Source organism: Streptomyces sp. CNX435 (assembly GCF_059570575.1).
Genome location: NZ_JCANTA010000005.1, coordinates 223,466 through 247,327 on the forward strand (window position 1 = coordinate 223,466; position 23,862 = coordinate 247,327).

Consider the following 23,862-nt stretch of genomic DNA (forward strand, 5'->3'; position numbering starts at 1 on the left):
CGTCGTCTCTGCGTGCGAGACTGGCGCCATGAGCGCACCCGCGGCCGGGGCCGTCAGTCTGGACGACGTACGCGACGCCCAGCAGATGCTCGCCGGTATCTCCCGGATCACCGCGCTGGAGGGCAGCAGGTTCCTCTCCCGGCTCGTCGCCGCGCCGGTCCACCTGAAGTGCGAGAACCTGCAGCGCACCGGTTCGTTCAAGCTGCGCGGCGCGTACGTGCGCATCGCCGGGCTGGACGAGGAGCAGCGCACCCGCGGCGTGGTCGCCGCCAGCGCCGGCAACCACGCGCAGGGCGTGGCCCTGGCGGCGTCGCTGCTGGGCGTGCGCTCGACGGTCTTCATGCCCGTCGGCGCACCGCTGCCCAAGGTGGCCGCGACGCTCGACTATGGCGCGGACGTACGGCTGCACGGGCAGGTCGTCGACGAGACGCTGGAGGCGGCGGAGGCGTACGCCGCGGCGACCGGTGCCGTTCTCATCCACCCCTTCGACCACCCCGACGTGGTGGCGGGGCAGGGCACGGTCGGCCTGGAGGTGCTGGAGCAGTGCCCGGAGGTGTCGACGATCGTGGTGGGGATCGGCGGCGGTGGTCTCGCGGCCGGGATCGCGGCGGCGGTCAAGGCGGTACGGCCCGACGTGCGGATCGTCGGGGTGCAGGCGGAGGAGGCGGCCGCGTACCCGCCGTCGCTCGCCGCGGGGCGGCCGGTGGCGCTGGAGTCGTTCGGGACGATGGCGGACGGCATCCAGGTCGGCAAGCCGGGCGATGTCCCCTTCAAAATCATTGGCGAGCACGTGGACGAGGTGCGTACGGTCTCCGAGGACGCGTTGTCCGCCGCGGTACTGCTGTGCCTTGAGCGGGCGAAGCTGGTCGTCGAGCCGGCCGGGGCGGCGCCCGTCGCCGCGCTGCTGTCCGACCCGGATGCCTTCGGAGGCGGCCCGGTGGTGGCGGTGCTCTCCGGCGGGAACGTCGATCCGCTGCTCATCCAGCGCATCCTGCGGCACGGCATGGCGGCGGCGGGGAGGTACCTCTCACTGCGGCTGCACGTGACGGACCGGCCGGGGGTGCTCGCGACGCTGCTGGGGGTGTTGTCAGAGGCGGACGCTAACGTGCTCGACGTGAGTCACGTGCGGACCGATCCGCGCCTCGGGCTCACGGAGGCCGAAGTCGAGCTACAGCTGGAAACGAAGGGGAGGGAGCACTGTGAACGGGTGCTTGAGGCGCTCCGGAAAGCCGGGTACACGGTGACTTCCTGACACTGGAAGACCCCGCCTTGCACGGCGCGTAGTGCACGGCGCGTAGTGCACCGCACGCACCGCGCACGACGCACGACGCGCGCCCCGCGGCGTCGCGGTCCGGGCCCGTACGCATCCACGCGCACGCCCCCACGACCCACCGTTCGCCCACCCCACGTGACGGAGCCACTCGCGACTTGACGCGATATATCGCGTGTTCTATTCTCCACCTGTTGCCTGACCGTGCACACATGTCTGACATTTGTTGAGAAGTGCCGCCAGACCACCCATCCACCACCGACTTCCATCCAACCTGGGGAGATCTCTATGCCAGGCGCCATCCACGCCGAAGGGCTGGTCAAGCACTTCGGCGATGTGCGGGCACTGGACGGCGTCGATTTCGACGTCCCCGAAGGCTCCGTCCTCGGCCTGCTCGGCCCCAACGGGGCCGGCAAGACTACCGCCGTACGCGTGCTGACCACGCTGCTGCGGCCCGACTCCGGCCGCGCCGAGGTCGCGGGCATCGACGTCCTCAAGCACCCCAACGAGGTGCGCAGGTCCATCGGCCTGTCCGGCCAGTTCGCCGCGGTCGACGAGTATCTGACCGGCCGGGAGAACCTCCAGATGGTCGGCCAGCTCTACCAGTTGAGCGCGCGCGACGCGAAGGCGCGGGCCGGTGTGCTGCTGGAGCGGTTCAACCTCGCCGACGCCGCGGACCGCACCGCCAAGACGTACTCCGGCGGCATGCGCCGGCGGCTCGACCTGGCCGCCGCACTCGTCGTCGAGCCGCCCGTGATGTTCATGGACGAGCCGACCACCGGCCTCGACCCGCGCAACCGGCAGGGGCTCTGGGACGTCATCCAGGAGCTGGTCAAGGGCGGCACGACGCTGCTGCTCACCACGCAGTACCTGGAAGAGGCCGACCACCTGGCGCACGACATCTGCGTCATCGACCACGGCCGCGTCATCGCGCGTGGCACCTCCGACCAGCTCAAGGCCCAGACCGGCGGCGAGCGCGTCGAGGTCATCGTGCACGAGCGCGACGAGATCTTCGCCGCCAGCGAGGTGCTCGGCGCCCTCGGCCAGGGCGAGGTCACGGTCGCGGACCACACGCGCAAGCTCACCGTGCCCGTCAGCGGCGGTGCCCGGCTGCTCGCCGACGTCATCCGGGACCTGGACGAGCGCGGCATCGCCATCGACGACATCGGGCTGCGCCGTCCCACGCTGGACGACGTGTTCATCTCGCTCACCGGCCACGCTGCCGAAACCGAGGACGGGAACGGGAAGGCAAGCGAGGACGGCGACGGAGAAGCCGTCGAGAACGCCGTGAAGGAGACCGCACAGTGACCGCCTCGACCGTCCCGGCGCGCCGCGCCCCCACGGCGCCGCCCGCCCTGGGAGGTGTCGGCCAGTCCGTCCGCGACTCGCTGGTCGTCGCCAAGCGCAACCTGCTCCGCATGTCCCGGATCCCCGAAGTGGTCATCTTCGGCCTGGTCCAGCCGATCATGTTCGTGGTGCTGTTCTCGTACGTGTTCGGCGGCTCCATGAACGTCGGGGGCAGCACGAACTCCGAGGTCTACCGCGAGTTCCTGATGGCCGGCATCTTCGCCCAGACGGTCACCTTCGCCACCGCCGGCGCCGGCGCCGGCATAGCCGAGGACATGCACAAGGGCCTCATCGACCGCTTCCGGTCGCTGCCGATGGCCCGCGGCGCGGTCCTCACCGGCCGCACCCTCGCCGACCTGGTGCAGACCGCGCTGACGCTGGTGGTGCTGGCCGTCGTCGCCGCGCTGGTCGGCTGGCGGATCCACGAGGGCGTGCCGAAGGCGCTGGCCGCGTTCGGCCTGCTGCTCCTGCTCGGGTACGCCTTCACCTGGGTCGGCGCCCTCATCGGGCTGTCGGTGCGTACGCCCGAGGCGGCCACGTCCGGCGGGCTGGTCTGGCTGTTCCCGGTGACGTTCGTCTCGAACGCCTTCGTGGACTCGGGCAACATGACGCCCTGGCTGCGGCACATCGCCGACTGGAACCCCTTCAGCGCGACCGTGCAGGCGTGCCGCGAGCTGTTCGGCAACCCCGGCGTCGTCCAGTCCGACGCCTGGCCGATGCAGCACCCGGTGCTGGCCTCGCTGGTCTACTCGGTCATCATCATCGTGATCTTCCGCACGCTGGCGGTGCGGAAGTACCGCAACTCCGCCGGGTAAGCGCGCCCCGCCCGCCCGGCGGCACCCGCGGCCGCAGGTCGAAGCCCCCGGCCGGGAACCTCGGTTCCCGGCCGGGGGCTTCCTCCCGGCCGGGGGCCTCGTAGGAGGCTGCTGCGTCCGACGCGCGGTCAGGCGGCGTACGGCTTGGCGTCGAGGATCGTCACCATCGCGGTGTTGCCGTTGGGAAGCTCGTAGCGCGCTTCCTCGCCGATCTTCTTGCCTTTGACACCCCTGCCCAGCGGCGACTGCGGCGAGTACGTCTCGACGTCCGCGCTCGCGTACTCCCGGGAGGCCATCAGGAAGGTCAGGGTGTCGCTCTCGTCGCCGTCGAAGGCGATCGTGACGACCATCCCGGGCTCGACGACGCCGTCGTCCGGCGGAGCCTCGCCGACCTTCGCGTTCTCGAGCAGCTGCTGGAGCTGGCGCACGCGCAGCTCCTGCTTGCCCTGCTCCTCCTTGGCCGCGTGATACCCGCCGTTTTCCCGCAGGTCACCCTCCTCACGAGCCGCCTCGATCTTCTTGGCGATCTCGGTGCGTGCGGGACCCGACAGGTGCTCCAGCTCGGCCTTGAGCTGGTCATACGCCTCCTGGGTCAGCCAGGTGACGTTGTCGCTGGTCTGGGTCACAGGTGCTCCTCGTCGGTGGTGGTTCCGGTGCTGGGGGAACTTCTCATGCGTCTGGGATGCAGCAATCGCCCTACCCAGAAGAATTGCGCTTTCGTGGGTGGGGCGAAACCACGATCGTAACAATTCCGGCAGCGGGACGGCGAGGGTTACCGCTCGTCGGCCGCCTTGCAGCCGACCAGCTCGGCGTTGGCGCCGCGCGTGGTGGTCCGGATCGACACGACGGTGTCGACGCGCGTCTTCGGCTCGTCGATGCGTACGTCGCGGACGCCGGCCTCGGACTTGTCCGCTGCCAGCGAACGCAGCGTGCAGATCGCGTCGACGTCCGATTTCTTGCGGACCTCGATGTGCGCCTGCACCTCGTGGTCGGACACGACCTGGAAGCGGATCAGCTCGCCGGACGCCTTCGAACCGGCCGTCGCGTCGACAGCGCCCCAGGCCACGAAGCCGAGGAGGGCGGCGCCGAGCACGGCGCCGAGGAGCTTCAGCCGCCGGTCGGCGCGGGCGTCGGCCGAGCGGCCATAGCGGCCCTCGGGCAGCGTCTGGGGCGCACCGGTCATGATGGTCCCTCCCGGCAGAGCGGCTGGCTGCGGCTGACGGCGGAATGAATTGTCAGTCCGCTCAGTCACTATAGAAGCCGGCTCAGACGACTTGTTACCGAGGATTGAATCTGTGAGCGATGACCTGCGGCTGATGGCCGTCCACGCACACCCCGACGATGAGTCGAGCAAGGGTGCGGCCACCATGGCCAAGTACGTATCGGAGGGCGTCGAAGTCCTGGTCGCCACCTGCACCGGAGGCGAGCGGGGGTCGATTCTGAACCCCAAGCTTCAGGGCGACGCCTTCATCGAGAAGAACATGCACGAGGTACGGCGTAAGGAGATGGCCGAGGCGCGGGAGATCCTCGGCGTGAAGCAGGCGTGGCTGGGGTTCGTCGACTCCGGCCTGCCGGAGGGGGATCCGCTGCCGCCGCTGCCCGACGGCTGCTTCGCCCTGAAGGAGGTCGACGAGGCGGCGGAGGCGCTCGTCCGGCTGATCCGCGAGTTCAAGCCGCAGGTCATCACGACCTACGACGAGAACGGCGGCTATCCCCACCCCGACCACATCATGACCCACAAGATCACGATGGCCGCCTTCGAGGCCGCCGGCGACCCCGCGCGCTATCCGGACGCGGGCGAGCCCTGGCAGCCGCTGAAGGTCTACTACAACCAGGGCTTCAACCGCCCGCGCACGGTCGCGCTGCACGAGGCGATGCTCGCGCGCGGTCTGGAGTCGCCGTACGGGGAGTGGCTGGAGCGGTGGAAGGAGATCCAGCGCAAGGACCGCGAGATCACGACGTATGTGCCGTGCGCCGACTTCTTCGCGATCCGTGACAAGGCGCTGATCGCGCACGCCACGCAGATCGACCCCGACGGGCCGTTCTTCAAGATCCCGATGGAGGTCCAGCAGGAGGTCTGGCCCACCGAGGAGTACGAGCTCGCGAAGTCGCTCGTGGACACTTCCCTCCCCGAGGACGACCTCTTCGCCGGTATCCGCGACAATTGACCGTGTGAACACCACATTGGCTGCCGACCTCGTCCCGCTCGCCGACGAGCTCGACAAGAACAAGGTCACGCCGGGCGTCCTCGGCTTCATCGTCTTCGCGCTGCTCGGCGTGGCGGTGTGGTTCCTGCTGAAGAGCATGAACCGGCACCTGGGCCAGGTCGACTTCAAGGAGAAGACCGACCGCGGCGACGGCGGTCCGGGCGGCGAGCGCCCGGACGGCGAAGGCCCGGGAGACGGGGGCGCCCCCCGTGACGACGCGCCTCGTGACGACGCACCGCGCGGGTCCGCCCCGCGCGGTGACGCGCCCCGGGGTGGCGCTCCGCGCGACGACACCCGGGGCGACGACACCCCGCGCGAGGAGCCGCCGCGGACCCCGGCGCCCGCGGACAGCCCGGAGGACGCCAGGCAGCCCGTCGGCCGCCGTCGCTAGCGGCTGGCGGCGGCTGCGCGTCGCCGGGCGGTACGGCGCACCGGCCCGCGGGACGGTGGGGCTGGCTGGCTCTGGCTAGCCGGCCAGGGCGCCGTCGCCCGCCGGGGCCGCGCCGTCCAGGGGGACGCCCATGACCTCCCGGGCGTGCCGGCTCGGGACCATGCCCAGGCGCCACGCCTGCCAGCCCGTCTCCGGCTCCACGCCCCGTTCCAGCACCAGCTGGAACGCCTCCGCGTAGTCCTCCAGGGCCGGGTCGACGACCCCGCGGCGCCCCGCCGTGGCCGTACGCAGCTCGTCCAGCAGCTCCGACAGTTCCTGCTGGGCCACCGCCGCGCCCACCACCGAGCCGCCCGGCGACGCGAACGGCAGCAGCGTGCAGCGCAGGAACCGGGCCCAGGTGGCGCCGCGCCGGTCGCCTATGCCGGTGAACAGGTCGATCGCCGTGTTCACCAGCTCCAGCGACTGACCGGCGCGGCCGTTGCCCGCGTCGATCACCGCCAGCTCGATGCACGACCACGCCTCGCCGTGGGCCACGCCCACCCGGCGGAAGTCCTGCCGGGCGTCCTGGAGCAGCTGCCGGGCGAAGCCGCTGTTGCGCAGGGTGCCGGTCTGCTCCGCGCGCAGGTCGCGGGTGACCCGCGCGGAGTGGTGCCGCGCGCAGGCCAGCCCGTACACGTCCCGCATGCGGCTGAACATGGAGCGGGACCGCTCCAGCGCCCGTACCGCCGATTCGCGCTTGCCGGCCCCTTCCTGGGCCTGGCCCAGGTAGTACAGCGTCCAGGCTTCGCCGCGCGCGTCGTCGTTCTCCCGGTGGCGGGCGAGGGCGGCCTTGAGCTGCGTCACCGCCGTAGCCGGGTCGGCGGCGACCAGGCGGGCGCGGGCCAGCTGCGTCATCGCCCACGCCTCGCCGCGGCCGTCGCGGGTGCGCCCGTACTTCTCCAGGGCCTCCTCCAGCTGTACCTCGGCTCCGGGTACGTCGCCCATCCGCAGCCGCACCTGCCCGAGCTGGAAGTGCGCCCACGCCTCGCCGTGCACGCTCTCGCTCTCCCGGTGCAGCACGAGCGCCTGGTCCAGCAGCGCCAGCGCGTCGCCGAGCTGGGCGCGGTCACGCAGCACCGCCGCCAGCGCGTGCAGCGTCCAGGCGCGGTCGCCGCGCATGTTCTCGCCCTGCTGTATCTGGAGGGCCTCGCGCAGCTTCGCCTCCGCCTCGCGGAGATTGCCCTGCTGCTGCAGCGTGATGCCCAGGTCGCGCAGGGCGCGGGCGGCGCCGGCCGAGTGCTGCGCCTCGCGGTAGAGGTCGACCACGGAGGTGAGCGTCGAGCGGGCCTTGTCCAGCTCGCCGAGCTGGCGGGCGGCGACGCCCGTGCGCCACTGCACCGAGCGCTTCAGCAGGCCCTGGTCGGCGGCCTTGGTCAGTTCGTTCAGCTCGCCGAGGCGGTACAGGTCGCCGCGCAGCAGGCAGTAGTCCGCGAGGGCGCCCAGCAGGTGCAGCACCGCGGCCTGGTCCACGCCCTCGGCGTGCCGCAGGGCGGCGGTGATGAAGCTCTGCTCGTCGTCCAGCCAGCGCAGGGCCGCGTCCAGCGAGGTGAAGCCGTGCGAGCCGAACCGGTCGGCGCGCGTCGAGGTGCGCCCGTCGACCAGCCGGATCACCGAGTCGGCCAGCTCCGCGTAGCTGCGGATCAGCCGCTCGTGCGCGGCGCCGCGCACCTCCGGGTCCTCCTCGTCGAGCAGCCGGGCGTACGCGAAGCGGCGCACCAGGTCGTGCACCCGGAAGCGGGAGCCGCGCACGTGCTCCACGAGCCCGGCGCGGGCCAGCGCCGTCAGCCGCTGGCCGGCCTCCTCTTCGCCGACGTCGAGCAGCGAGGCGCACGCCGCCGCCCCCAGGCTGGCCCGGCCGACCAGCGACAGCCGGCGCAGCAGCGTCCGGGCCGGCTCCGCCAGGTCGCGGTAGCGCAGCCACAGGGCGCGGTCCACCGGCTCCACCGGCCCGTATGCCTCCAGCGCCTCCGCGAGCCCGGCCATGCTGCGCTCGTCCAGCGCCGAACCGGCGATGCGCAGCGCCAGCGGCAGCCCGCCGCAGAGCATCCCTATGCGGTCGGTGGACTGTGCGTCGTACGGATCGGCGGAGCGCTCCGCACCGTCCGCCCCCTGCGTCATGGCGCTCAGCAGCTCCTCGGCCGCGGTCGGCTCCAGGCCCTCGACCGGCATGTGGTGCACCCAGGCGTCGAGGTCGTCGGGCAGCTCCAGCCGCTGCCGCGAGGTCACCAGCACCAGGCTCTCCGAGCGCTCCGGCACCAGCTGCCGGACCTGCTCGGCGTCGACCGCGTCGTCCAGCACGACGGAGACCGGCAGGGACGTCAGATGCTGGTGGTACAGATCGATGAGGCGGCGCAGCTGTGCGTCGTGCGCCGGGCGGTCGCGGAACATCAGCTGGTCGCGCGGGGCGCCGAGGCGGTTGAGCAGGTGCAGCAGGGCGTCCCGGGTGGGCAGGGGGTCCTCGCCCAGGCTCTCGCCGCGCAGGTCCACGACCACGGCGGCGCGGAACTGCTCGCGCAGCTGGTGGGCGGCGCGCACCGCGAGCGTGGTGCGGCCCGCGCCGGGCGGGCCATACAGCACGACGACGGTCGGCTTGGTCTCGGGGTTGGCGCGGCCCTGGTGCACCCACCCGGCGATCTGGGTGAGCTGGGCCTTACGGCCCACGTACACGCGGGAGGCTTCGGGCAGTTGGCGATAGGACTGCTCCAGCGTGGCCCGCTGGCGTGCCTCCTGGCTGCGGTCCCGGCGCAGCTGGGGCTCGCGGTCCGTACCCCCGCCGGCTTTCGGCCGTGGGCGGTCGGCGGCGGGCTCGGGGCGGCCGCCCTTGCGGGTGGCCGCCGAGATCATCCGCTGCTGGTCGAAGAAGGGCCGTACGCCGCGCAGCTCCAGCGCCGTCAGCCACTGCAGCCGCAGCTGCTCGGGGCCGCCGGGCTGGCGGGCGGCGCCGGAGCGGGTGTTGCCCGAGAGCCAGTGGGCCACGCCGATCTGCATCAGGCCGGCGGCGAGGCCGGCGAGGCCGGTGGCGACCCCGGTCCAGAACGCGGCGGTGGAGCCGAGGCCCTCCTCGGCGGAGACGAGCAGGGCGACGCCGGCGGCGGCGAGCGTCGCGGTCACCGCGGGTCCGACCGACTGCGGGCTGAAGCGCTCGGCCAGCGAACGCCGGCCGGCGGCGGCCTCGTCCAGCGCGCGCACATACGCCACGTACTCCTCGGCGGCGCGCTCCGCCATGTCGTCCAGCGCCGCCCGCGCCCGGCCGAGCAGCACCACGCCGTCGGTCCGTCCACCGGAGCGGTGCACTTCCTCTTCGACCGCGCGGTCGAGAAGGAGCTCCGCCTCCCTCCGGTGCTTGTCGCGCAGTCGGGACGCTGTGCCCGGCATGTGCTCCCCTCCCATACCCGTCGCTCGCTCGTGCAGGTGCACTGCCAAGTCTTCCGCGTTTCCCGGGTATTAGGCATCCCCCTGTGGATAACTCGGCCGGATGACGCGGTGAATGGAGGGCTCATAACACCGGTCATCCGCCGTGGGAACGGAATTGGGGCGCCGGGGATAAACCAGACCGGCGGGTACGACGCCGTTGTCGTACCCGCCGGCCCGGCCGGTTGCGTACCAGGTCAGCCCAGGCGGCTCACCAGGGCGTGGTACTCCTCCCACAGCTCCTTCGGGGTGTGGTCGCCGAAGGTGTGGAGGTGCGCGGGGATCAGCGCGGCCTCCTCGCGCCAGACCTCGGGGTCGACGGAGAGCAGGAAGTCGAGCTGTTGGTCGGTGAGTTCGAGCCCGGTGACGTCCAGCGCACCCTTTGCGGGCAGCACTCCGATCGGGGTCTCGACGCCCTCGGCCTCGCCGTTGAGCCGTTCGACGATCCACTTCAGCACGCGGCTGTTCTCGCCGAACCCGGGCCAGACGAACGACCCGTCCGCGTCCTTGCGGAACCAGTTGACGTAGTAGATCTTCGGCAGCTTCGCGGCGTCCGCGGCGGCGCCGACCTCCAGCCAGTGGCCGAAGTAGTCGCCCATGTTGTAGCCGCAGAAGGGGAGCATGGCGAACGGGTCGCGGCGCAGCTCGCCGACCTTGCCCTCGGCGGCGGCGGTCTTCTCGGAGGCGACGTTGGCGCCGAGGAAGACGCCGTGCTGCCAGTCGAACGACTCCGTCACCAGCGGCACCGCCGTGGCGCGGCGCCCGCCGAAGAGGATGGCCGAGATGGGCACGCCCCCGGGGTCCTCCCACTCCGGCGCGATCGTCGGGCACTGCGCGGCCGGGACGGTGAAGCGGGCGTTGGGGTGGGCGGCGGGGGTGCCGGACTGCGGGGTCCAGTCGTTGCCGAGCCAGTCGGTGAGGTGCGCCGGGGGCTCGTCGGTCATGCCCTCCCACCACACGTCGCCGTCGTCGGTGAGGGCGACGTTGGTGAAGACGGAGTTGCCCCACAGGGTCTTCATGGCGTTGGCGTTGGTGTGCTCGCCGGTGCCGGGCGCGACGCCGAAGAAGCCGGCCTCGGGGTTGATGGCGTAGAGCCGGCCGTCCTCGCCGAAGCGCATCCAGGCGATGTCGTCGCCGATGGTCTCCACGGTCCAGCCGCGGATGGTCGGCTCCAGCATGGCGAGGTTGGTCTTGCCGCACGCCGACGGGAACGCGGCGGCGATGTACTTGACGCCCTCGGCGCCCTCGGCCTCCCCGCTCGGCGGGGTGAGCTTGAGCACGAGCATGTGCTCGGCGAGCCAGCCCTCGTCGCGCGCCATGACGGAGGCGATGCGCAGGGCGTAGCACTTCTTACCGAGGAGGGCGTTGCCGCCGTAGCCGGACCCGTACGACCAGATCTCGCGGGTCTCGGGGAAGTGCGAGATGTACTTGGTCGAACTGCACGGCCACGGCACGTCCTGCCGGCCGGGCTCCAGGGGTGCGCCGACGGAGTGGACGGCCTTGACGAAGAAGCCGTCGTCGCCCAGCTCGTCGAGGACCGGGCGGCCCATGCGGGTCATGGTGCGCATGGCCGTGGCGACGTACGCGGAGTCGGTGATCTCGACGCCGAGCGCGGAGAGCGGGGAGCCGAGCGGACCCATGCAGAACGGGACGACGTACATGGTGCGACCGCGCATGGCGCCGCGGAAGAGGCCGCCCTTGCCGGAGGTGCCGGTGAAGACCTCGCGCATCTCGGCGGGGTCCATCCAGTGGTTGGTCGGACCGGCGTCCTGCTCCTGCTCGGAGCAGATGAACGTACGGTCCTCGACCCGCGCGACGTCGGTCGGGTCGGAGGCGGCGTAGTACGAGCCGGGCCGCTTGACGGGGTCCAGCTTCGTGAACGTGCCCTTGGCGACGAGTGCGGCGCACAGGCGGTCGTACTCCGCCCGGGAGCCGTCACACCACACGATCTCGTCGGGCTGGGTGAGGTCGGCGATCTCCTGGACCCAGGAGAGGAGGCCTTCGTGTTTGGTCGGGGTGGTCATGAGTGCGGCAGGCTCCAGATGTCGAGGGTTTGGGCGTTTGCTCCGTTATGTCATATCTATCCGGTTTTCCAGACCGTCACCCCTTGAGGTCCCGACCCGGAAGCCGCTCATATGAGCGCATCTAGTGTCGAGTGTGCGCTCATTTGATGATGGAGCAGCTCAGACGTCATGTCCAGTCGACTCCTGCGTGAACAGCGCCACTCCGGCGCCGTAACTTACGGTCGCGTAGGTAGCATGGCCGGATGGGTGCGACGGGCGAGGGGGAGTTGCAGCGGGTCGCGAGTGCCGCGGCCGCCGTGCTCAAGCCGCGGCTGCGCGGCTGGTTGCACGCGGTGATGTTCCCGGCGGCGCTGTGCGCGGGCGTGCTGCTGACGGCGCTGGCCGAGAGTCCGCGCGGCCGGATGGCCTGCGCCGTCTACACGGTGACCGCCTGTCTGCTCTTCGGCGTCAGCGCGCTGTACCACCGGGGCGACTGGGGTCCGCGGGGCACGGCCGTGCTGCGCCGGCTCGACCACGCCAACATCTTCCTGATCATCGCCGGCACGTACACGCCGTTCACGATCCTGCTCCTGGAGGGCGGCAGGCAGCAGGCGCTGCTGTGGTTCATCTGGGTGGCGGCGATCGCCGGGATCGCGTTCCGCGTGCTGTGGGTCGGCGCGCCGCGGTGGCTGTACACCCCGTGCTACATCGCGATGGGCTGGGCCGCGGTGTTCTTCCTGCCGGACTTCATGCGGGCGGGCGGCATCGCGGTGCTCGTGCTGGTGGTCGCGGGTGGCGTGCTGTACAGCGCGGGCGGGGTGATCTACGGGATCAAGCGGCCGAACCCGTCGCCGCGTTGGTTCGGCTTCCACGAGGTCTTCCACTCGTTCACGCTGGCGGCGTTCGCCGTCCACTACGTGGGGATCTCGCTGGTCGCGTACCGCCACGCCTGAGTCGTGCGGTCGGTGCCGGGATGGCGATCCTCGCGTTCGCCGGGGAGGAGACCCTGGGGAAGGAGGAGCAAACGCGGCGCTGTGCGGGAATGGCCTCTGCCAAGCGCGGTGCAGGAGAATGAGGTGCATGGCCTCCTCCCGCACCTCCGCCGCCCCACCCGTCGCCGCCTCCGAAGCGACTGCGATCGCCGAGGCCGGGCTCGGGCTGCGCGAGCGCAAGAAGCTGCGGACCCGCCAGGCGATCCGGCAGGCGGCGTACCGGCTGATCGGGGAGCAGGGGTACGAGCAGACCACCGTCGAGCAGATCGCCGAGACCGCGGAGGTCTCGCCGAGCACCGTCTTCCGGTACTTCGCGACCAAGGAGGACATCATCCTGACCGACGAGTACGACCCGGTGCTGGAGCAGGCCATCCTCAACCGGCCGGCGGACGAGCCGCCGCTCGTCGCGGTGCGGGAGGCGGTCGTCACGTCGCTGCGGCTGCTGTACGACGAGTTCCGGCCGGAGTTCATGCTGCGGTTGCAGCTGGTGCGCGAGGTGCAGGCGCTGCGGGCGCAGATGCACGAGAGCATGGACCAGAACATCGAGCTGCTGTGCGGTGTGCTCTCCGAGCGGACCGGGCGACCGCGGGACGACTTCGAGCTCCGGGTGGTGGTGGGGGCGATCTTCGGGGCGCTGACCCAGGTGCTGTTCGAGTGGGCTGAACGGGAATCGGAGTGGGATCTGGTGGAGACGGTCGACCGGGCGCTGGCGGTGCTGGAGCGCGGTCTCACGCTGTGAGGTGCGGCGGCGCGCTGTGAGGCGGGGTTGTGGTGAGGCGGGGGTGCACGCTGTGCGGCGGGGCCGCGCGTCAGCCGTGCGGGGGCGCGGCCCCGGTCAGCTGGGCGCGTAGCTCTTCGGGCCGCGTCACCGGGGCGGCGCAGACGAAGTGGCGGCAGACGTAGGCGGCGGGGGCGCCGTCGACGAGGGGGCGGTCGGCGAGGAGGGGGACGGCGTCGGGGTCGGCGGGCCGGGCGGGACCGGGCCGGGCGGGGCCGTAGTCGGACGGCGGGCCCGTGGCGATCGCCGCGCCCGGAGCCGGGGAGAGCAGGGCCGTGCGGTGCAGTTCCGTGCGGCGGGGGTCGTCCGGGGCGCCGACGACGGCGACTTCGCGGGGGCCGTCCAGCGCCGCCTCCGCCGCCGCGAGCCCCCAGCCGAGGAAGCGGGGCACCCGGGGGCCCAGCTTGGCCACGATGCCCAGCGCCTGTTCCGCGGCCTCGCGGTGCCGCTCGCTGCCGGTGTACGCGGCGTAGGACAGCAGCGCCGCGGCCGATGCCGTCCAGCCGGACGGCGTCGGGTTGTCCGTCGGGTCCTGGGGGCGCCGGATCAGCCGTTCGGCGTCGTCGGCGGTGTCGTACATCGTGCCGCCCTCGCCCCGGAAGCGGTCCAGCACGGTGTCCAGCAGCAGCCCGGCGAGCTGCAGCCACGTGCCTTCGCCGGTGACGGCGGTGAGCGTGAGGAAGCCCTCGGCCACGTCGGCGTAGTCCTCCAGCACGCCGGCGTTGTCGCCGGCCGCCCCGCCGCGCGAGGTGCGCACCAGCCGCCCCGCCGTGCCGGGGCCACCGGCGCCGTCCGTCATGTGCACCCGTACGAGCAGGTCGCCGGCGGCCACCGCGGCGTCGACGAGGTCCGGCCGGTCGAAGTACGCGCCGATCTCGGCGAGGGCGGCGATCGCCAGCCCGTTCCACGCCGTGACCACCTTGTCGTCGCGGAACGGCCGCGGCCGTTCCGCCCGCGCCGCCGTCAGCCGCTCGCGCACGGAGGCGATCCTCCCCCACAGCGCCCGGGGGGCGCGTGGGCGGTACCCCCAGGCGTCGAACGGCACACCGGTGTCAGGCAGTTGCAGCACGGAGGCGCCCTCCTCGAAGGTCGCCGCCGCCGGCGCCTCGGGCACGCCGTAGTACGCCATGGCCAGCGCCGCGTCCTCGGCGCCCAGCACCTCGCGCAGCTCGTCGGGCGTCCATACGTAGTACGCGCCCTCGGCGTGCCCGCCGCCGTCCGGCCGGTCGCTGTCGGCGTCGAGCGCGGAGGCGAAGCCGCCCTCCTCGGTGCGCAGTTCACGCACGAGGAAGTCCGCGGTCTCCAGCGCCACCCGGCGGGCCTGCTCGCTGCCGGTCGCGCGCCACAGGTGGGCGTAGACGCGGGCGAGCAGGGCGTTGTCGTAGAGCATCTTCTCGAAGTGCGGGACGACCCACTCCGCGTCCACCGAGTAGCGGGCGAAGCCGCCGCCGAGCTGGTCGTAGATGCCGCCGCGGGCCATCGCCTCGCAGGTGGCCTGCACCATCTCCAGTGCGCCCGCCGAGCCGGTGCGGGCGTGGTGGCGCAGCAGGAACTCCAGCACCATCGCCGGCGGGAACTTCGGCGCCCCGCCGAACCCGCCCCGTACCGCGTCGAACTCCTTCGTCAGCTCCAGCAGCGCCGCGTGCACCTCCGCCGCTCCCGGCGGCCCGCCCCCGGGACCGCCCACGGCCCCGCTCAGCGTCCGCCCCGCGAGATCCGCCGCCACCCGCGCCGCGACCTCCGCCACCTCGCCCCGCCGGTCCGCCCAGGCCGCCGCGACCCCCTGCAGCACCTGCCGGAACGCGGGCATGCCGGCCCGGGGCCGCGGCGGGAAGTACGTACCGAAGTAGAACGGCTCCGCGTCGGGCGTGAGGAACACCGTCATCGGCCACCCGCCCTGCCCGGTGGCGGCCTGCACCGCCTCCATGTACACGGCGTCGACGTCCGGCCGCTCCTCGCGGTCGACCTTGATGCTGACGAACCCCGCGTTCAGCTCGGCGGCGGTGGCCTCGTCGGCGAAGGACTCCTGCGCCATCACATGACACCAGTGGCAGGAGGCGTACCCGACCGAGAGCAGCACGGGCACGTCCCGGCGCCGCGCCTCGGCGAAGGCGTCCGGGGACCAGGGCCACCAGTCGACGGGGTTGTCGGCGTGCTGGAGCAGGTACGGCGACTGGGTGCCGGCCAGGCGATTCATATGGGCATCGTCGCACGCCCGCGACGGCTCGGCGCAATCTCGCGGTGACCTCTGAAGCCAGGAGTCGGCGCGGTCGACGCGGGTGCTGAAGATGCTGCTGGTGGTGCCGGAGGGCGGGCGGTCTCGGAGCTGGGGCGGCTGCGTACCCGCGGGTGAAGGCGAGCTGGGGCGCGAGTGTCATCCGGCGTCGTCGTAGCGGTGGCGCGCGCTCTCGATCTCTTCATGGTGGTCCGTGACCCACTGGGCGAGTTCGTGGACGATGGCGCGCAGGCTCTCGCCCAGTGGTGTCAGCTGGTACTCGACGCGCGGGGGCACCTCGGCGTAGACGGTGCGGGAGACGACCCCGTCGCGTTCCAGGTGGCGCAGGGTGAGGGTGAGCATGCGCTGGGATACGCCCGGAACCCGCTGGTGCAGGGCGCCGAACCGCAGGGGACCGCGGCTGAGGATGCCGATGACCAGGACCGACCACTTGTCGCCGATCCGGTCGAGGGTCTCCCGGAACCTTCGGCCGTTGTCCGGCCAGCTCTCGCACGGGTGGGGGGCATCGGCAGGCCAGGCGTCGCCCGGTTGCGGGGCGGCGGCACGGTCAGGGTCGGTGGAGTTCTTTGCGTACATCGATGTGCCTTTTGTGAGGTCCTCGCTACATCCCTATGGTGAGGCTACGCACTAATCGTAACTAAGCGAGGAGTGGCATGCCAGTCCAGCGTCTCAACCACGCCGTGCTCTACGTCCGCGATGTCGAACGCAGCATCGCCTTCTACACCGACCTGCTGAACTTCCGCGTCGACCACCGCCTCCACGGCGACGGCGGCAAGGTGCCCGAGGCCGCGTTCCTGAAGGCCGAGGGGTCGACCAACGACCACGACCTGGCCTTCATGCAGATCGCGGACCCGGCTCCCGCGCAGAGCGCGGGCGCGGGCCTACGTCCCGGGCTCGCGCACCTGGCGTGGGAGGTGGACACCCTGGCCGAGCTGCAGCGGATCCGCGGCAGGCTGCTGCGGGCGGGTGAGCTGACCCACGAGATCGACCACGGCACCACCAAGTCGCTGTACGCCAGCGACCCGGACGGCCTGCAGTTCGAAGTGTGCTGGCTGGTGCCCGCCGACAGGGTCGACGAGGTGACCCGCCAGGCCTTCACGCCGCTCGACCTGGACGCGGCCATCGCACAGTTCGGCGCCGGCCTCCCCGGCGGGACCGGCATCTCCGTTCCGGCCCGCCACTGAACCAGCAAACGCCGTCTTGCCCCGGCGGGCCACCATGCCCGGCCCGCCGGGGCCCCTCTCAAGGGCCTCCCCGACCCACTGGAGGCCGGGCCCCGACCACGGGGAGCAGTACGCTCAGCCGAGCAGCAGCACCCGACCTGACGGACATCCTCGCCGAGGGAGGTACGCCATGACCGCGGAGATGGTCGCACCCGCGTGGATGCACACACAGATCAGCGCCGAGCAGTACGACTCCTGGTCCGAGGAGCAGTGCGCCGCCATCGAGATCGTGGACGGGATGGTCGTCGTGAGCCCGAGCGTGTCCAAGCGGCACAATCGGCTGGCCCGGATCCTGGCCAACGCCCTGGACGCCGTCGCGGGCCCGGACTGGAACGCCGACACCGACTTCGACGTCCGCCTGCAGGACGTTCCGCTCACCAACAGGCGTCCGGACGTCGTCGTCTACCGGGCGGAGACCATCGACCTCACGCCCACTCGTCCGGAGCATGTGCTCCTCGTGGCCGAGGTCGTGTCGCCGGGTTCGGAGACCACCGACCGGATCGTGAAGGTGGACCAGTACGCCACTGCCGGGATCCCCTTCTACTGGCGCATCGAGCAGGCTGCCACCGGCGTTCCGATCGTCTACACCTACGTCCTCGACCCTGCCAGCAGGGCCTATCGGGACGGCGAGGTGTTCACCGGCGTGGTGAAGGCCACCGCCCCGTTCACCGTCGCGGTCGACCTCGGGGCCCTGTGAGGAACGCGGAAGCCGGCCCCTCCCGGGCTCTCGCTCCCCGGCTATGACTGGCGGTAGCCGTCCAGGAAGGTGCCGATGCGGGTGATCGCGTCCGCCAGGCCGTCCTTTTCGAGGAGGGTGACGATGCGGAAGTGGTCGGGCCGCGGCCAGTTGAAGCCGGTGCCCTGGACCAGGAGGATGTTCTCCGCGCGCAGGAGGTCGAGGACGAAGCGGACGTCGTCCTTGATCTTGTGGACCTTGGGGTCGAGGCGCGGGAAGGCGTAGAGGGCGCCTTTGGGTTTGACGCAGGTGATGCCCGGGATCTGGGTGAGCATGTCGTACGCGGTGTCGCGCTGGACCAGCAGCCGGCCGCCCGGGAGGATCAGGTCCTTGATCGACTGCCGGCCGCCGAGGGCGGTGGCGACGATGTGCTGGGCGGGGACGTTCGCGCACAGGCGCATGTTCGCCAGGATCGTCAGGCCCTCCAGGTAGCTGCGCGCGTCATGCTTCGGGCCGCAGACGGCCAGCCAGCCGCTGCGGTAGCCGGCGACGCGGTACGCCTTGGAGAGCCCGTTGAAGGTGAGGACCAGCAGGTCGGGGGCGTAGGTGGCGGTGGGGGAGTGGGTGGCGTCGTCGTAGAGGATCTTGTCGTAGATCTCGTCGGAGCACAGCACCAGGCGGTGCCGGCGGGCGATGTCGGCCAGGCCGCGCATCAGCTCCGCGTCGTAGACGGCGCCGGTGGGGTTGTTCGGGTTGACGACGACCAGGGCGCGGGTGCGGTCCGTGATACGGCGCTCGATGTCGGCCAGGTCCGGCATCCAGTCCGCCTGCTCGTCGCAGCGGTAGTGCACCGGGGTACCGCCGGCCAGCGAGACCGAGGCCGTCCACAGCGGGTAGTCCGGGGCCGGGATCAGGACCTCGTCGCCGTCGTTCAGGAGGGCCTGCATGGACATCTGGATCAGCTCGGAGACGCCGTTGCCGAGGAAGACGTCCTCGACGTCGAGTTCGATCCCCTTGGTCTGGTAGTGCTGCATCACCGCGCGGCGGGCGGGCAGGATGCCCTTGGAGTCGCCGTAGCCGTGGGCGCTGCCGGCCGTGCGGAGCAGGTCCTCCAGGATCTCCGGCGGGCACTCGAAGCCGAACGGGGCCGGGTTGCCGATGTTCAGCTTGAGGATCTGGTGACCCGCCGCCTCGCGCCGCATCGCCTCTTCGAGCACGGGGCCCCGGATGTCGTAGCAGACGTTGGCGAGCTTCGTTGACTGGATCACCTGCATGCGGCCACTGTACGGGCCGCCCCCGCGCCCCGCCTCCGGATAACCGGCAGGTTCCGTGCGAGCCCGGTCACATGGCATATCGGCCTCCGGGGCCCCGCCGCACCTGCCACAATGCCCGGATGGCGGCCCAACCTCCCACCGGCGCACCGACGTTCGCCACCCTCGGCGCCGGCGCCACACTCGCGCTCGTCAACGACGAGCCCGTGGCCGCGCCCGGCGACGACATCCTCGGCACCGGCCGGGCCGCGGCACAGCTCGCCCGGCTGCTGCACGCCTCCCGCGCCTCGACGCCGTTCACGCTCGCCGTCGACGCCGGCTGGGGGATGGGCAAGTCCAGCCTGATGCGGCTGGTCGATGCCAGGCTGCAGGCCGAGCCCGACGTGGAGACCGTCTGGTACAACGCGTGGACCTCCACCGGCGCCGACGCCCTCGAAGGGCTCGTGAAGTCGGTGCTCATGCGCTTCGAGCGGCGCACGCTCAAGCGCACGCTGTCCCGGATCTCCCGGGGACGCGCGGTGGTGCGTGGCGTACGCGCCGTCACCACCGTGCTCGGCGGCGCGCTCGGCGCGGCCGGGCTCGTCGACGAGCTGTGGACGAGCTGGACCGCGGGCGGCCCCGAGGCGCGCAACGCCATGCGCGAGGAGATCGGGCGCATGGCCCGGGAGCGGGCCGCGAGCGGGCCGTCGCGGATGCTGGTGGTCTTCATCGACGATCTCGACCGCTGCCCCGAGGAGACGGTGATGGCCGTCTGCGAGGCGCTGAAGGTCTACCTCGACCTGCCCGGTCTCGTCTTCGTCGTCGGCTGCGACCGCTCCGCGCAGGGCCCCAGCGCGCTGCTGCGCGAGCAGACGCAGGCGGCGTCGGTCTTCATGGAGAAGATCTTCCAGACCAGCTACCGCATTCCCGTCGCGGACAACGACGGCGTCGGCGCGTACGTCGAGTGGTGCGCGCGCACCGCGGGCATCGAGGGCATGCTCGACGACGGGCTGAAGCAGCTGCTGGTGGAGCGGTCGGGGCGGAATCCGCGGCGGATCAAGCGGCTGGTGAACGGCTTCGTGCTGGAGGCCACGCTGAACCCGGTGTGGTCCGGCTTCCCGCCCGAGTCGGTCATCAGGACGCTGCTGCTGCAGTACTTCTATCCGGAGTTCTACCGGATGATGACGGGCACCTCCGGCGCCCCCGGTGAGGACGTGGTGCAGGAGTTCACCATGTACCGCCGGGTGCGCCGCACGCTGCTGTCGCCGGTACCCGCGGTCCCGCATGAGGCGGCGGCGGAGTTCGCCTCGTACGACGAGGTCGGCACCTTCTTCGAGCAGTACGACCTGTACCCGCCGGCGCGGGAGCAGGACGGGGCGCCGGCCCTGGAGCAGCTGGAGCGGCGGCTGCCCATCGGCTTCCCGGAGCACGCGGACGACCCGGGGTTCACGTCGCTGCTGGGGGAGCTGCTGAAGCTGCAGGACGCGGAGCGGCTGCTGGTGCTGCTGCGCGAGGGCGCGCCGGCGGAGGCGGAGGCGCCGAGCTACGCGCAGCCACCGGTGACGACCCCGTCCGTGGTGCAGGGGGGGACCGTGTCGGGGCCTGTGGTGGCGGGCTGGGGCGGCGGCGCGCCGTACGGGAGCCAGGCCCAGTACGGAAGCACGCCGCCGTACCCGGCGCCCGCCCTGCCGTCGCAGGCCCAGCAGCCGTATCCCCCGCCGTCGCAGGGTCCGGCCCAGCCGGCCTACGCCAGCCCGGCCCCCCCGATGGGCGACGTTGACGGCGTCTGGCAGACGCAATCCGTGCCCGCGCTGCATGGCCTGCGGATCCTGTGGGTCGACGACCATCCGGAGAACAACACGTCCTTCGCCCGCCGGCTGCGCAGCGAGGGCGCCGTGATCACCGAGGTGCGCAGCCGCGCCGAGGCCGAGCGGGAGATGGTCCCCGGCCGGTTCGACCTGCTGGTCTCCGACATCGCCCGCGGCACCGACCAGTCCGCCGGTCTGGACGACCTGCGGCACTGGCGTTCTGCCGGGATCTACCGGGGCCCCGCCGTGTTCTTCTCCAGCCGTATCACCCCCGAGCGCAGGGACGCCGCGGCCGAACTGAACACCCAGATCCTCAACGGCAGCGACGCGCTGCTGCGCTACGTCACCCGGATAGGCGCCTCCCTCAGCGCCGCCCGCGCCCCCGCACCGTCCGCCCCGGCACCGCCCCCGTCCGACGCCCCTCCCGCATGACGTACTCCCCGCCCACCAGCACATACGGCACCCCCACCGGCCCCCGCCGCGGCTCCTCGTACGTCGCCCCCGCCGCCACCGTCGCCGGGTCGAACAGCACCAGGTCCGCCACGTAGCCCTCCCGCACCAGCCCCCGGTCCGCCAGCCGCAGCCGGGCCGCCGGGCGGGCGGTGAGGTGGCGGACGCACTCCTCCAGGGTCAGCACGCCCAGCTCGCGCACGTAGTGCCCGAGGTAGTGCGGGAAGGTGCCGTACGCCCGCGGGTGCGGCTTCGCGCCGTGCAGGATGCCGTCGCTGCCGCCCGTGTGCGCGGGGTGGGCCATGATCGCCCGGACGTTCTCCTCGTGCCCGACGTGCTGCAGGATCGTCGTCGCCAGCCGGTCCTCAAGCAGCAGCCGCCGGGCCGCGGCGAAGTCCGGCAGCCGCCGCCCGACCCAGTGCGCGAGCGCCGGGTCGCCGACGCCCGAGACCTCGATCGTCGACCAGTCCATCGGCACCCCGTGCGACCCGTCGGACCCCTCGACGTCCAGCGCGTGCCGTATCCGCGCCGCCGTGTCCCCGTCCCGCAGCCGCGCGAGCGTCGCGTCCGGGCCGCCGACCGCCGCCCAGCTCGGCAGCAGCGCGGCCAGCGTGGTGCAGCCTGCCAGGTAGGGGTACGTGTCCAGCGAGACGTCGACGCCGTCGGCGAGGGCGCGGTCCAGCAGGGCGGTCAGCTCGGCGGCGCGGCCGGCGTTGACGTCGAAGTTCAGGGTGGCGTGCGCGAGGTGCAGCGCGCAGCCGGCGTCCCGGGCAAGGCCGAGCATCTCGGCGTACGCGCCGAGGGCGCCGGCGCCGTACGAGCGGTGGTGCGGGCAGTAGTAGCCGCCGTACGCCGCGACGACCCGGCACAGCTCCGTCAGCTCGGCGGTCGGCGCGTACATGCCGGGGGTGTACGTCAGCCCCGACGACATCCCGACCGCACCCTGCTCCAGACCCTCGGCGACGAGCCGCTTCATGTGCGCCAGCTCGGCGTGCGTCGCCGGCCGGTCCTCCCAGCCCAGCGCCAGTGCCCGCACGGTGCCCTGCGGGACGAGGTACGCGGCGTTGACGGCCAGCCCGGCGCCGTCCGGGCCGCGGTCGAGGCGGTCGAGGTACTCGCCGACCGTGCGCCAGTCGAACGCCATCCCGTCGCTGGAGGAGTCGCCGGGCCCGCCGCCGTTCCAGCCGGCGATCTGGCGGCGCAGCGCGCCGAGGGTGCGGTCGTCCACGGGCGCGTACGACAGCCCGTCCTGGCCGATGACCTCCAGCGTCACGCCCTGCGCGGCCTTGGCGGTGTGTTCGGGGTCGCGCAGCAGGGCGAGGTCGGAGTGGGCGTGCATGTCGACGAAGCCGGGGGCGAGGACGAGGCCGTCGGCGTCGAGTACGTCCCGGCCGCTCAGCTTCGGGCCGATCGCCGCGATCCGGCCGCCGGCCAGCCCGACGTCGGCGCGGTGGCCGGGCGCCCCCGAGCCGTCGACGACGAAGGCGCCGCGGATCACCAGGTCCATGTGTGCCGCTCTCGAACGCCGCTCAGAAGAAGGTCCGTACGTACTCCGTGACCGTGCCGTCCGCCTCGACCAGCGGGATCAGCTGCCACTTGTCGAAGATCGTGCACGGGTGCGACAGGGCCAGCGCCACCCAGTCGCCGACGTCCAGCGCAGCCCCCTCCGGGGTGTCAGCCACGTCCAGCCAGGCGTGCTGGTCCGAGAGCTTGCGCACCGTGATCCCCGTGGCCGCCCGCTCCGCGCCGGTCCCACCCTCCCCGCGTACCGCCACCGGCACCGGCAGGTCCAGGTCGTACGCGGCGTCCCGCTTGCCGGCGTTGACGAACGCCTGCCCCGGCTCCGGCCGCGAGACCACCTGCGTCCACAGCCGGAACGCCGGCGTCAGCGACCCCTCCCCGGGCACCCGGTTGAACGGCGTCATCCGGCTGTAGTGCCCGTCGTCGTGGCTGATGTACGCCCCCGAGCGCAGCAGCTTCAGCACCGGCCGCGACAGCTCCGGCGCCGCCGCGAAGCCGTCGGCGACGGCGTCGAACCACGCGCTGCCCCCGGCGCTGACCACGATCTCGCCGACGTCCGCGAAGAGCCCCGCGGCGTCCAGCTCCGCGGCCAGCCCCAGCAGCCGCCGCATCCAGCCCCGCACCACCTCGCCGTCCGCGCCCGGCGCCTCCGCCTCGTACCCGGCGACCCCGACCAGCCGCAGCGTCTCCGCCCGCGCCGCCGCCTCGGCGACCGCGCGGCAGTCCGCCTCCGTACGGGCACCGGTGCGGGCGTCCGGGCCGGCGCCCAGCTCGACGGTGACCTCCACCGGACGGGTGGCCCCGGCCGCCCGCAGCGCCGCGTCCATCAGCTCGACGCCGCGTACGGAGTCGACGTAGCAGACGAGCCGGAAGTCCGGATCGGCGGCCAGCTCGGCGGCGACCCACCGCAGCGCGGCGGCGTCGACCAGCTCGTTGGCGAGGAAGATCCGCCGGACGCCGTACGCCCGCGCCACCCGCGCCTGGTGGGGGACCGCGACCGTGATGCCCCAGGCGCCCTGGTCGAGCTGGCGGGCGAAGAGCTGGGGGGCCATCGTCGTCTTGCCGTGCGGCGCGAAGGCGAGGCCGTGCGCGGCGGCGAAGCGGGCGAGCGCGCCGAGGTTGTGCGCCAGCGCGGGGGCGGAGAGCGCGAGCACCGGGGTGGTGAAGCCGCCGGTGAACAGCGACCGGCGCTCGGCGGCCAGCTCGCCGACGGTCGAGCCGGCGGCGTCGGGCGGCAGGCCCTTGAAGCGGTGGTCGATACGTGCTTCCGCCAGCTCGGCCAGCTCGGCGAGCGCTGCCATGAAGCCCTCCAGCAGGTTGGTTGCGCAACATGCAACGTGCATTGCGTATATCGACACCGCTGTCTAACATCCGGGCGAACGGCTGGTCAACGGTGGCCCGGCGGGCCGGGACGGCACGACGCACGCGGGCACGACGGCAGGGCG

The 23,862-nt window shown here is 72.4% G+C and carries 19 protein-coding genes; 10 read left to right on the top strand and 9 right to left on the bottom strand.

Features of this window, described 5'->3' with window-relative positions; all coding sequences use genetic code 11:
• Nucleotides 1-28: 28 nt before the first annotated feature.
• From ilvA to T328_RS11960, 3 genes are all read left to right on the top strand, one after another.
• Nucleotides 29-1,252 (top strand): threonine ammonia-lyase, encoded by a 1,224-nt coding sequence (ilvA, locus tag T328_RS11950; RefSeq protein WP_496495943.1) that lies wholly within the window; start codon nucleotides 29-31, stop codon nucleotides 1,250-1,252.
• A 306-nt stretch (nucleotides 1,253-1,558) separates the two neighbouring features.
• Complete coding sequence (locus tag T328_RS11955; protein WP_496495944.1) at nucleotides 1,559-2,578, top strand: ATP-binding cassette domain-containing protein; 1,020 nt, start codon at nucleotides 1,559-1,561, stop codon at nucleotides 2,576-2,578.
• Complete coding sequence (locus T328_RS11960; RefSeq protein ID WP_496495945.1) at nucleotides 2,575-3,432, top strand: ABC transporter permease; 858 nt, start codon at nucleotides 2,575-2,577, stop codon at nucleotides 3,430-3,432. Before T328_RS11955 ends, T328_RS11960 begins: the two co-directional genes overlap by 4 nt.
• A gap of 128 nt (nucleotides 3,433-3,560) precedes the next feature.
• On the opposite strand, the gene greA is transcribed toward T328_RS11960, so the two are convergent.
• Both greA and T328_RS11970 read right to left on the bottom strand, forming a co-directional pair.
• The gene (gene greA, locus T328_RS11965) at nucleotides 3,561-4,058 is read right to left on the bottom strand and encodes a transcription elongation factor GreA (RefSeq protein WP_496495946.1); all 498 of its coding nucleotides are present in this window, start codon (nucleotides 4,056-4,058) and stop codon (nucleotides 3,561-3,563) included.
• Nucleotides 4,059-4,204: 146 nt separating this feature from the next.
• Nucleotides 4,205-4,615, bottom strand: a complete 411-nt coding sequence (locus T328_RS11970; protein ID WP_496495947.1) for a DUF4307 domain-containing protein — start codon at nucleotides 4,613-4,615, stop codon at nucleotides 4,205-4,207.
• Nucleotides 4,616-4,727: 112 nt separating this feature from the next.
• On the opposite strand from T328_RS11970, the gene mca reads away from it, so the two are divergent.
• Together mca and T328_RS11980 are read left to right on the top strand one after the other, a co-directional pair.
• Entirely contained in the window at nucleotides 4,728-5,600 is an 873-nt protein-coding gene (gene mca / locus T328_RS11975; protein WP_496495948.1) for a mycothiol conjugate amidase Mca, read from the top strand.
• A gap of 4 nt (nucleotides 5,601-5,604) precedes the next feature.
• The gene (locus T328_RS11980; protein ID WP_496496097.1) at nucleotides 5,605-6,030 is read left to right on the top strand and encodes a hypothetical protein; all 426 of its coding nucleotides are present in this window, start codon (nucleotides 5,605-5,607) and stop codon (nucleotides 6,028-6,030) included.
• 75 nt (nucleotides 6,031-6,105) lie between these two features.
• Here T328_RS11980 and T328_RS11985 read toward each other — a convergent pair whose 3' ends face one another.
• Together T328_RS11985 and T328_RS11990 are read right to left on the bottom strand one after the other, a co-directional pair.
• A complete protein-coding gene (locus T328_RS11985; protein WP_496495949.1) occupies nucleotides 6,106-9,444 on the bottom strand; it encodes a tetratricopeptide repeat protein in 3,339 nt (1,112 codons plus the stop codon).
• A 233-nt stretch (nucleotides 9,445-9,677) separates the two neighbouring features.
• On the bottom strand, nucleotides 9,678-11,504 hold the full coding sequence (locus tag T328_RS11990; protein WP_496495950.1) for a phosphoenolpyruvate carboxykinase (GTP): 1,827 nt from the start codon (nucleotides 11,502-11,504) through the stop codon (nucleotides 9,678-9,680).
• 242 nt (nucleotides 11,505-11,746) lie between these two features.
• Here T328_RS11990 and trhA point away from each other — a divergent pair, with 242 nt between their 5' ends.
• Together trhA and T328_RS12000 are read left to right on the top strand one after the other, a co-directional pair.
• Nucleotides 11,747-12,436 carry a PAQR family membrane homeostasis protein TrhA gene (gene trhA / locus T328_RS11995; RefSeq protein ID WP_496495951.1) on the top strand — a complete coding sequence of 230 codons (690 nt, stop codon included), beginning with the start codon at nucleotides 11,747-11,749 and terminating at the stop codon, nucleotides 12,434-12,436.
• Between the two features lie 127 nt (nucleotides 12,437-12,563).
• On the top strand, nucleotides 12,564-13,214 hold the full coding sequence (locus T328_RS12000) for a TetR/AcrR family transcriptional regulator (protein ID WP_496495952.1): 651 nt from the start codon (nucleotides 12,564-12,566) through the stop codon (nucleotides 13,212-13,214).
• 70 nt (nucleotides 13,215-13,284) lie between these two features.
• Here T328_RS12000 and T328_RS12005 read toward each other — a convergent pair whose 3' ends face one another.
• Both T328_RS12005 and T328_RS12010 read right to left on the bottom strand, forming a co-directional pair.
• Nucleotides 13,285-15,450: a thioredoxin domain-containing protein gene (locus tag T328_RS12005; RefSeq protein WP_496495953.1), complete on the bottom strand. Its 2,166-nt coding sequence runs from the start codon at nucleotides 15,448-15,450 to the stop codon at nucleotides 13,285-13,287.
• 177 nt (nucleotides 15,451-15,627) lie between these two features.
• A complete protein-coding gene (locus T328_RS12010; protein WP_496495954.1) occupies nucleotides 15,628-16,065 on the bottom strand; it encodes a winged helix-turn-helix transcriptional regulator in 438 nt (145 codons plus the stop codon).
• Between the two features lie 77 nt (nucleotides 16,066-16,142).
• Between T328_RS12010 and T328_RS12015 the strand changes: the two genes are divergently transcribed.
• Nucleotides 16,143-16,673, top strand: coding sequence for a VOC family protein (locus tag T328_RS12015; protein WP_496495955.1), 531 nt, complete (start codon nucleotides 16,143-16,145; stop codon nucleotides 16,671-16,673).
• Nucleotides 16,674-16,842: 169 nt separating this feature from the next.
• A complete protein-coding gene (locus T328_RS12020) occupies nucleotides 16,843-17,409 on the top strand; it encodes a Uma2 family endonuclease (protein ID WP_496495956.1) in 567 nt (188 codons plus the stop codon).
• Between the two features lie 41 nt (nucleotides 17,410-17,450).
• Here T328_RS12020 and T328_RS12025 read toward each other — a convergent pair whose 3' ends face one another.
• Nucleotides 17,451-18,662 (bottom strand): pyridoxal phosphate-dependent aminotransferase, encoded by a 1,212-nt coding sequence (locus tag T328_RS12025; protein ID WP_496495957.1) that lies wholly within the window; start codon nucleotides 18,660-18,662, stop codon nucleotides 17,451-17,453.
• A 119-nt stretch (nucleotides 18,663-18,781) separates the two neighbouring features.
• Here T328_RS12025 and T328_RS12030 point away from each other — a divergent pair, with 119 nt between their 5' ends.
• A complete protein-coding gene (locus tag T328_RS12030) occupies nucleotides 18,782-20,878 on the top strand; it encodes a P-loop NTPase fold protein (protein WP_496495958.1) in 2,097 nt (698 codons plus the stop codon).
• Here the strand turns inward: T328_RS12030 and T328_RS12035 are convergent.
• The gene (locus tag T328_RS12035) at nucleotides 20,811-22,403 is read right to left on the bottom strand and encodes an N-acyl-D-amino-acid deacylase family protein (RefSeq protein ID WP_496495959.1); all 1,593 of its coding nucleotides are present in this window, start codon (nucleotides 22,401-22,403) and stop codon (nucleotides 20,811-20,813) included. The genes T328_RS12030 and T328_RS12035 overlap by 68 nt on opposite strands.
• 22 nt (nucleotides 22,404-22,425) lie before the next feature.
• Nucleotides 22,426-23,718 carry an alanine racemase gene (locus T328_RS12040; protein ID WP_496495960.1) on the bottom strand — a complete coding sequence of 431 codons (1,293 nt, stop codon included), beginning with the start codon at nucleotides 23,716-23,718 and terminating at the stop codon, nucleotides 22,426-22,428.
• Nucleotides 23,719-23,862 lie beyond the last annotated feature (144 nt).

What these genes read in the sequence shown, in the direction of transcription:
- T328_RS11985 (WP_496495949.1), bottom strand. Translation starts at nt 9,444, where the DNA reads ATGCCGGGCACAGCGTCCCGACTGCGCGACAAGCACCGGAGGGAGGCG.
- T328_RS12015 (WP_496495955.1), top strand. Translation starts at nt 16,143, where the DNA reads ATGCCAGTCCAGCGTCTCAACCACGCCGTGCTCTACGTCCGCGATGTC.
- T328_RS11955 (WP_496495944.1), top strand. Translation starts at nt 1,559, where the DNA reads ATGCCAGGCGCCATCCACGCCGAAGGGCTGGTCAAGCACTTCGGCGAT.
- T328_RS12035 (WP_496495959.1), bottom strand. Translation starts at nt 22,403, where the DNA reads ATGGACCTGGTGATCCGCGGCGCCTTCGTCGTCGACGGCTCGGGGGCG.
- T328_RS12010 (WP_496495954.1), bottom strand. Translation starts at nt 16,065, where the DNA reads ATGTACGCAAAGAACTCCACCGACCCTGACCGTGCCGCCGCCCCGCAA.
- T328_RS12020 (WP_496495956.1), top strand. Translation starts at nt 16,843, where the DNA reads ATGACCGCGGAGATGGTCGCACCCGCGTGGATGCACACACAGATCAGC.
- T328_RS12040 (WP_496495960.1), bottom strand. Translation starts at nt 23,718, where the DNA reads ATGGCAGCGCTCGCCGAGCTGGCCGAGCTGGCGGAAGCACGTATCGAC.
- T328_RS11990 (WP_496495950.1), bottom strand. Translation starts at nt 11,504, where the DNA reads ATGACCACCCCGACCAAACACGAAGGCCTCCTCTCCTGGGTCCAGGAG.
- T328_RS12025 (WP_496495957.1), bottom strand. Translation starts at nt 18,662, where the DNA reads ATGCAGGTGATCCAGTCAACGAAGCTCGCCAACGTCTGCTACGACATC.
- T328_RS12005 (WP_496495953.1), bottom strand. Translation starts at nt 15,450, where the DNA reads ATGAATCGCCTGGCCGGCACCCAGTCGCCGTACCTGCTCCAGCACGCC.
- T328_RS11970 (WP_496495947.1), bottom strand. Translation starts at nt 4,615, where the DNA reads ATGACCGGTGCGCCCCAGACGCTGCCCGAGGGCCGCTATGGCCGCTCG.
- trhA (WP_496495951.1), top strand. Translation starts at nt 11,747, where the DNA reads ATGGGTGCGACGGGCGAGGGGGAGTTGCAGCGGGTCGCGAGTGCCGCG.
- ilvA (WP_496495943.1), top strand. Translation starts at nt 29, where the DNA reads ATGAGCGCACCCGCGGCCGGGGCCGTCAGTCTGGACGACGTACGCGAC.
- T328_RS12030 (WP_496495958.1), top strand. Translation starts at nt 18,782, where the DNA reads ATGGCGGCCCAACCTCCCACCGGCGCACCGACGTTCGCCACCCTCGGC.
- T328_RS12000 (WP_496495952.1), top strand. Translation starts at nt 12,564, where the DNA reads ATGGCCTCCTCCCGCACCTCCGCCGCCCCACCCGTCGCCGCCTCCGAA.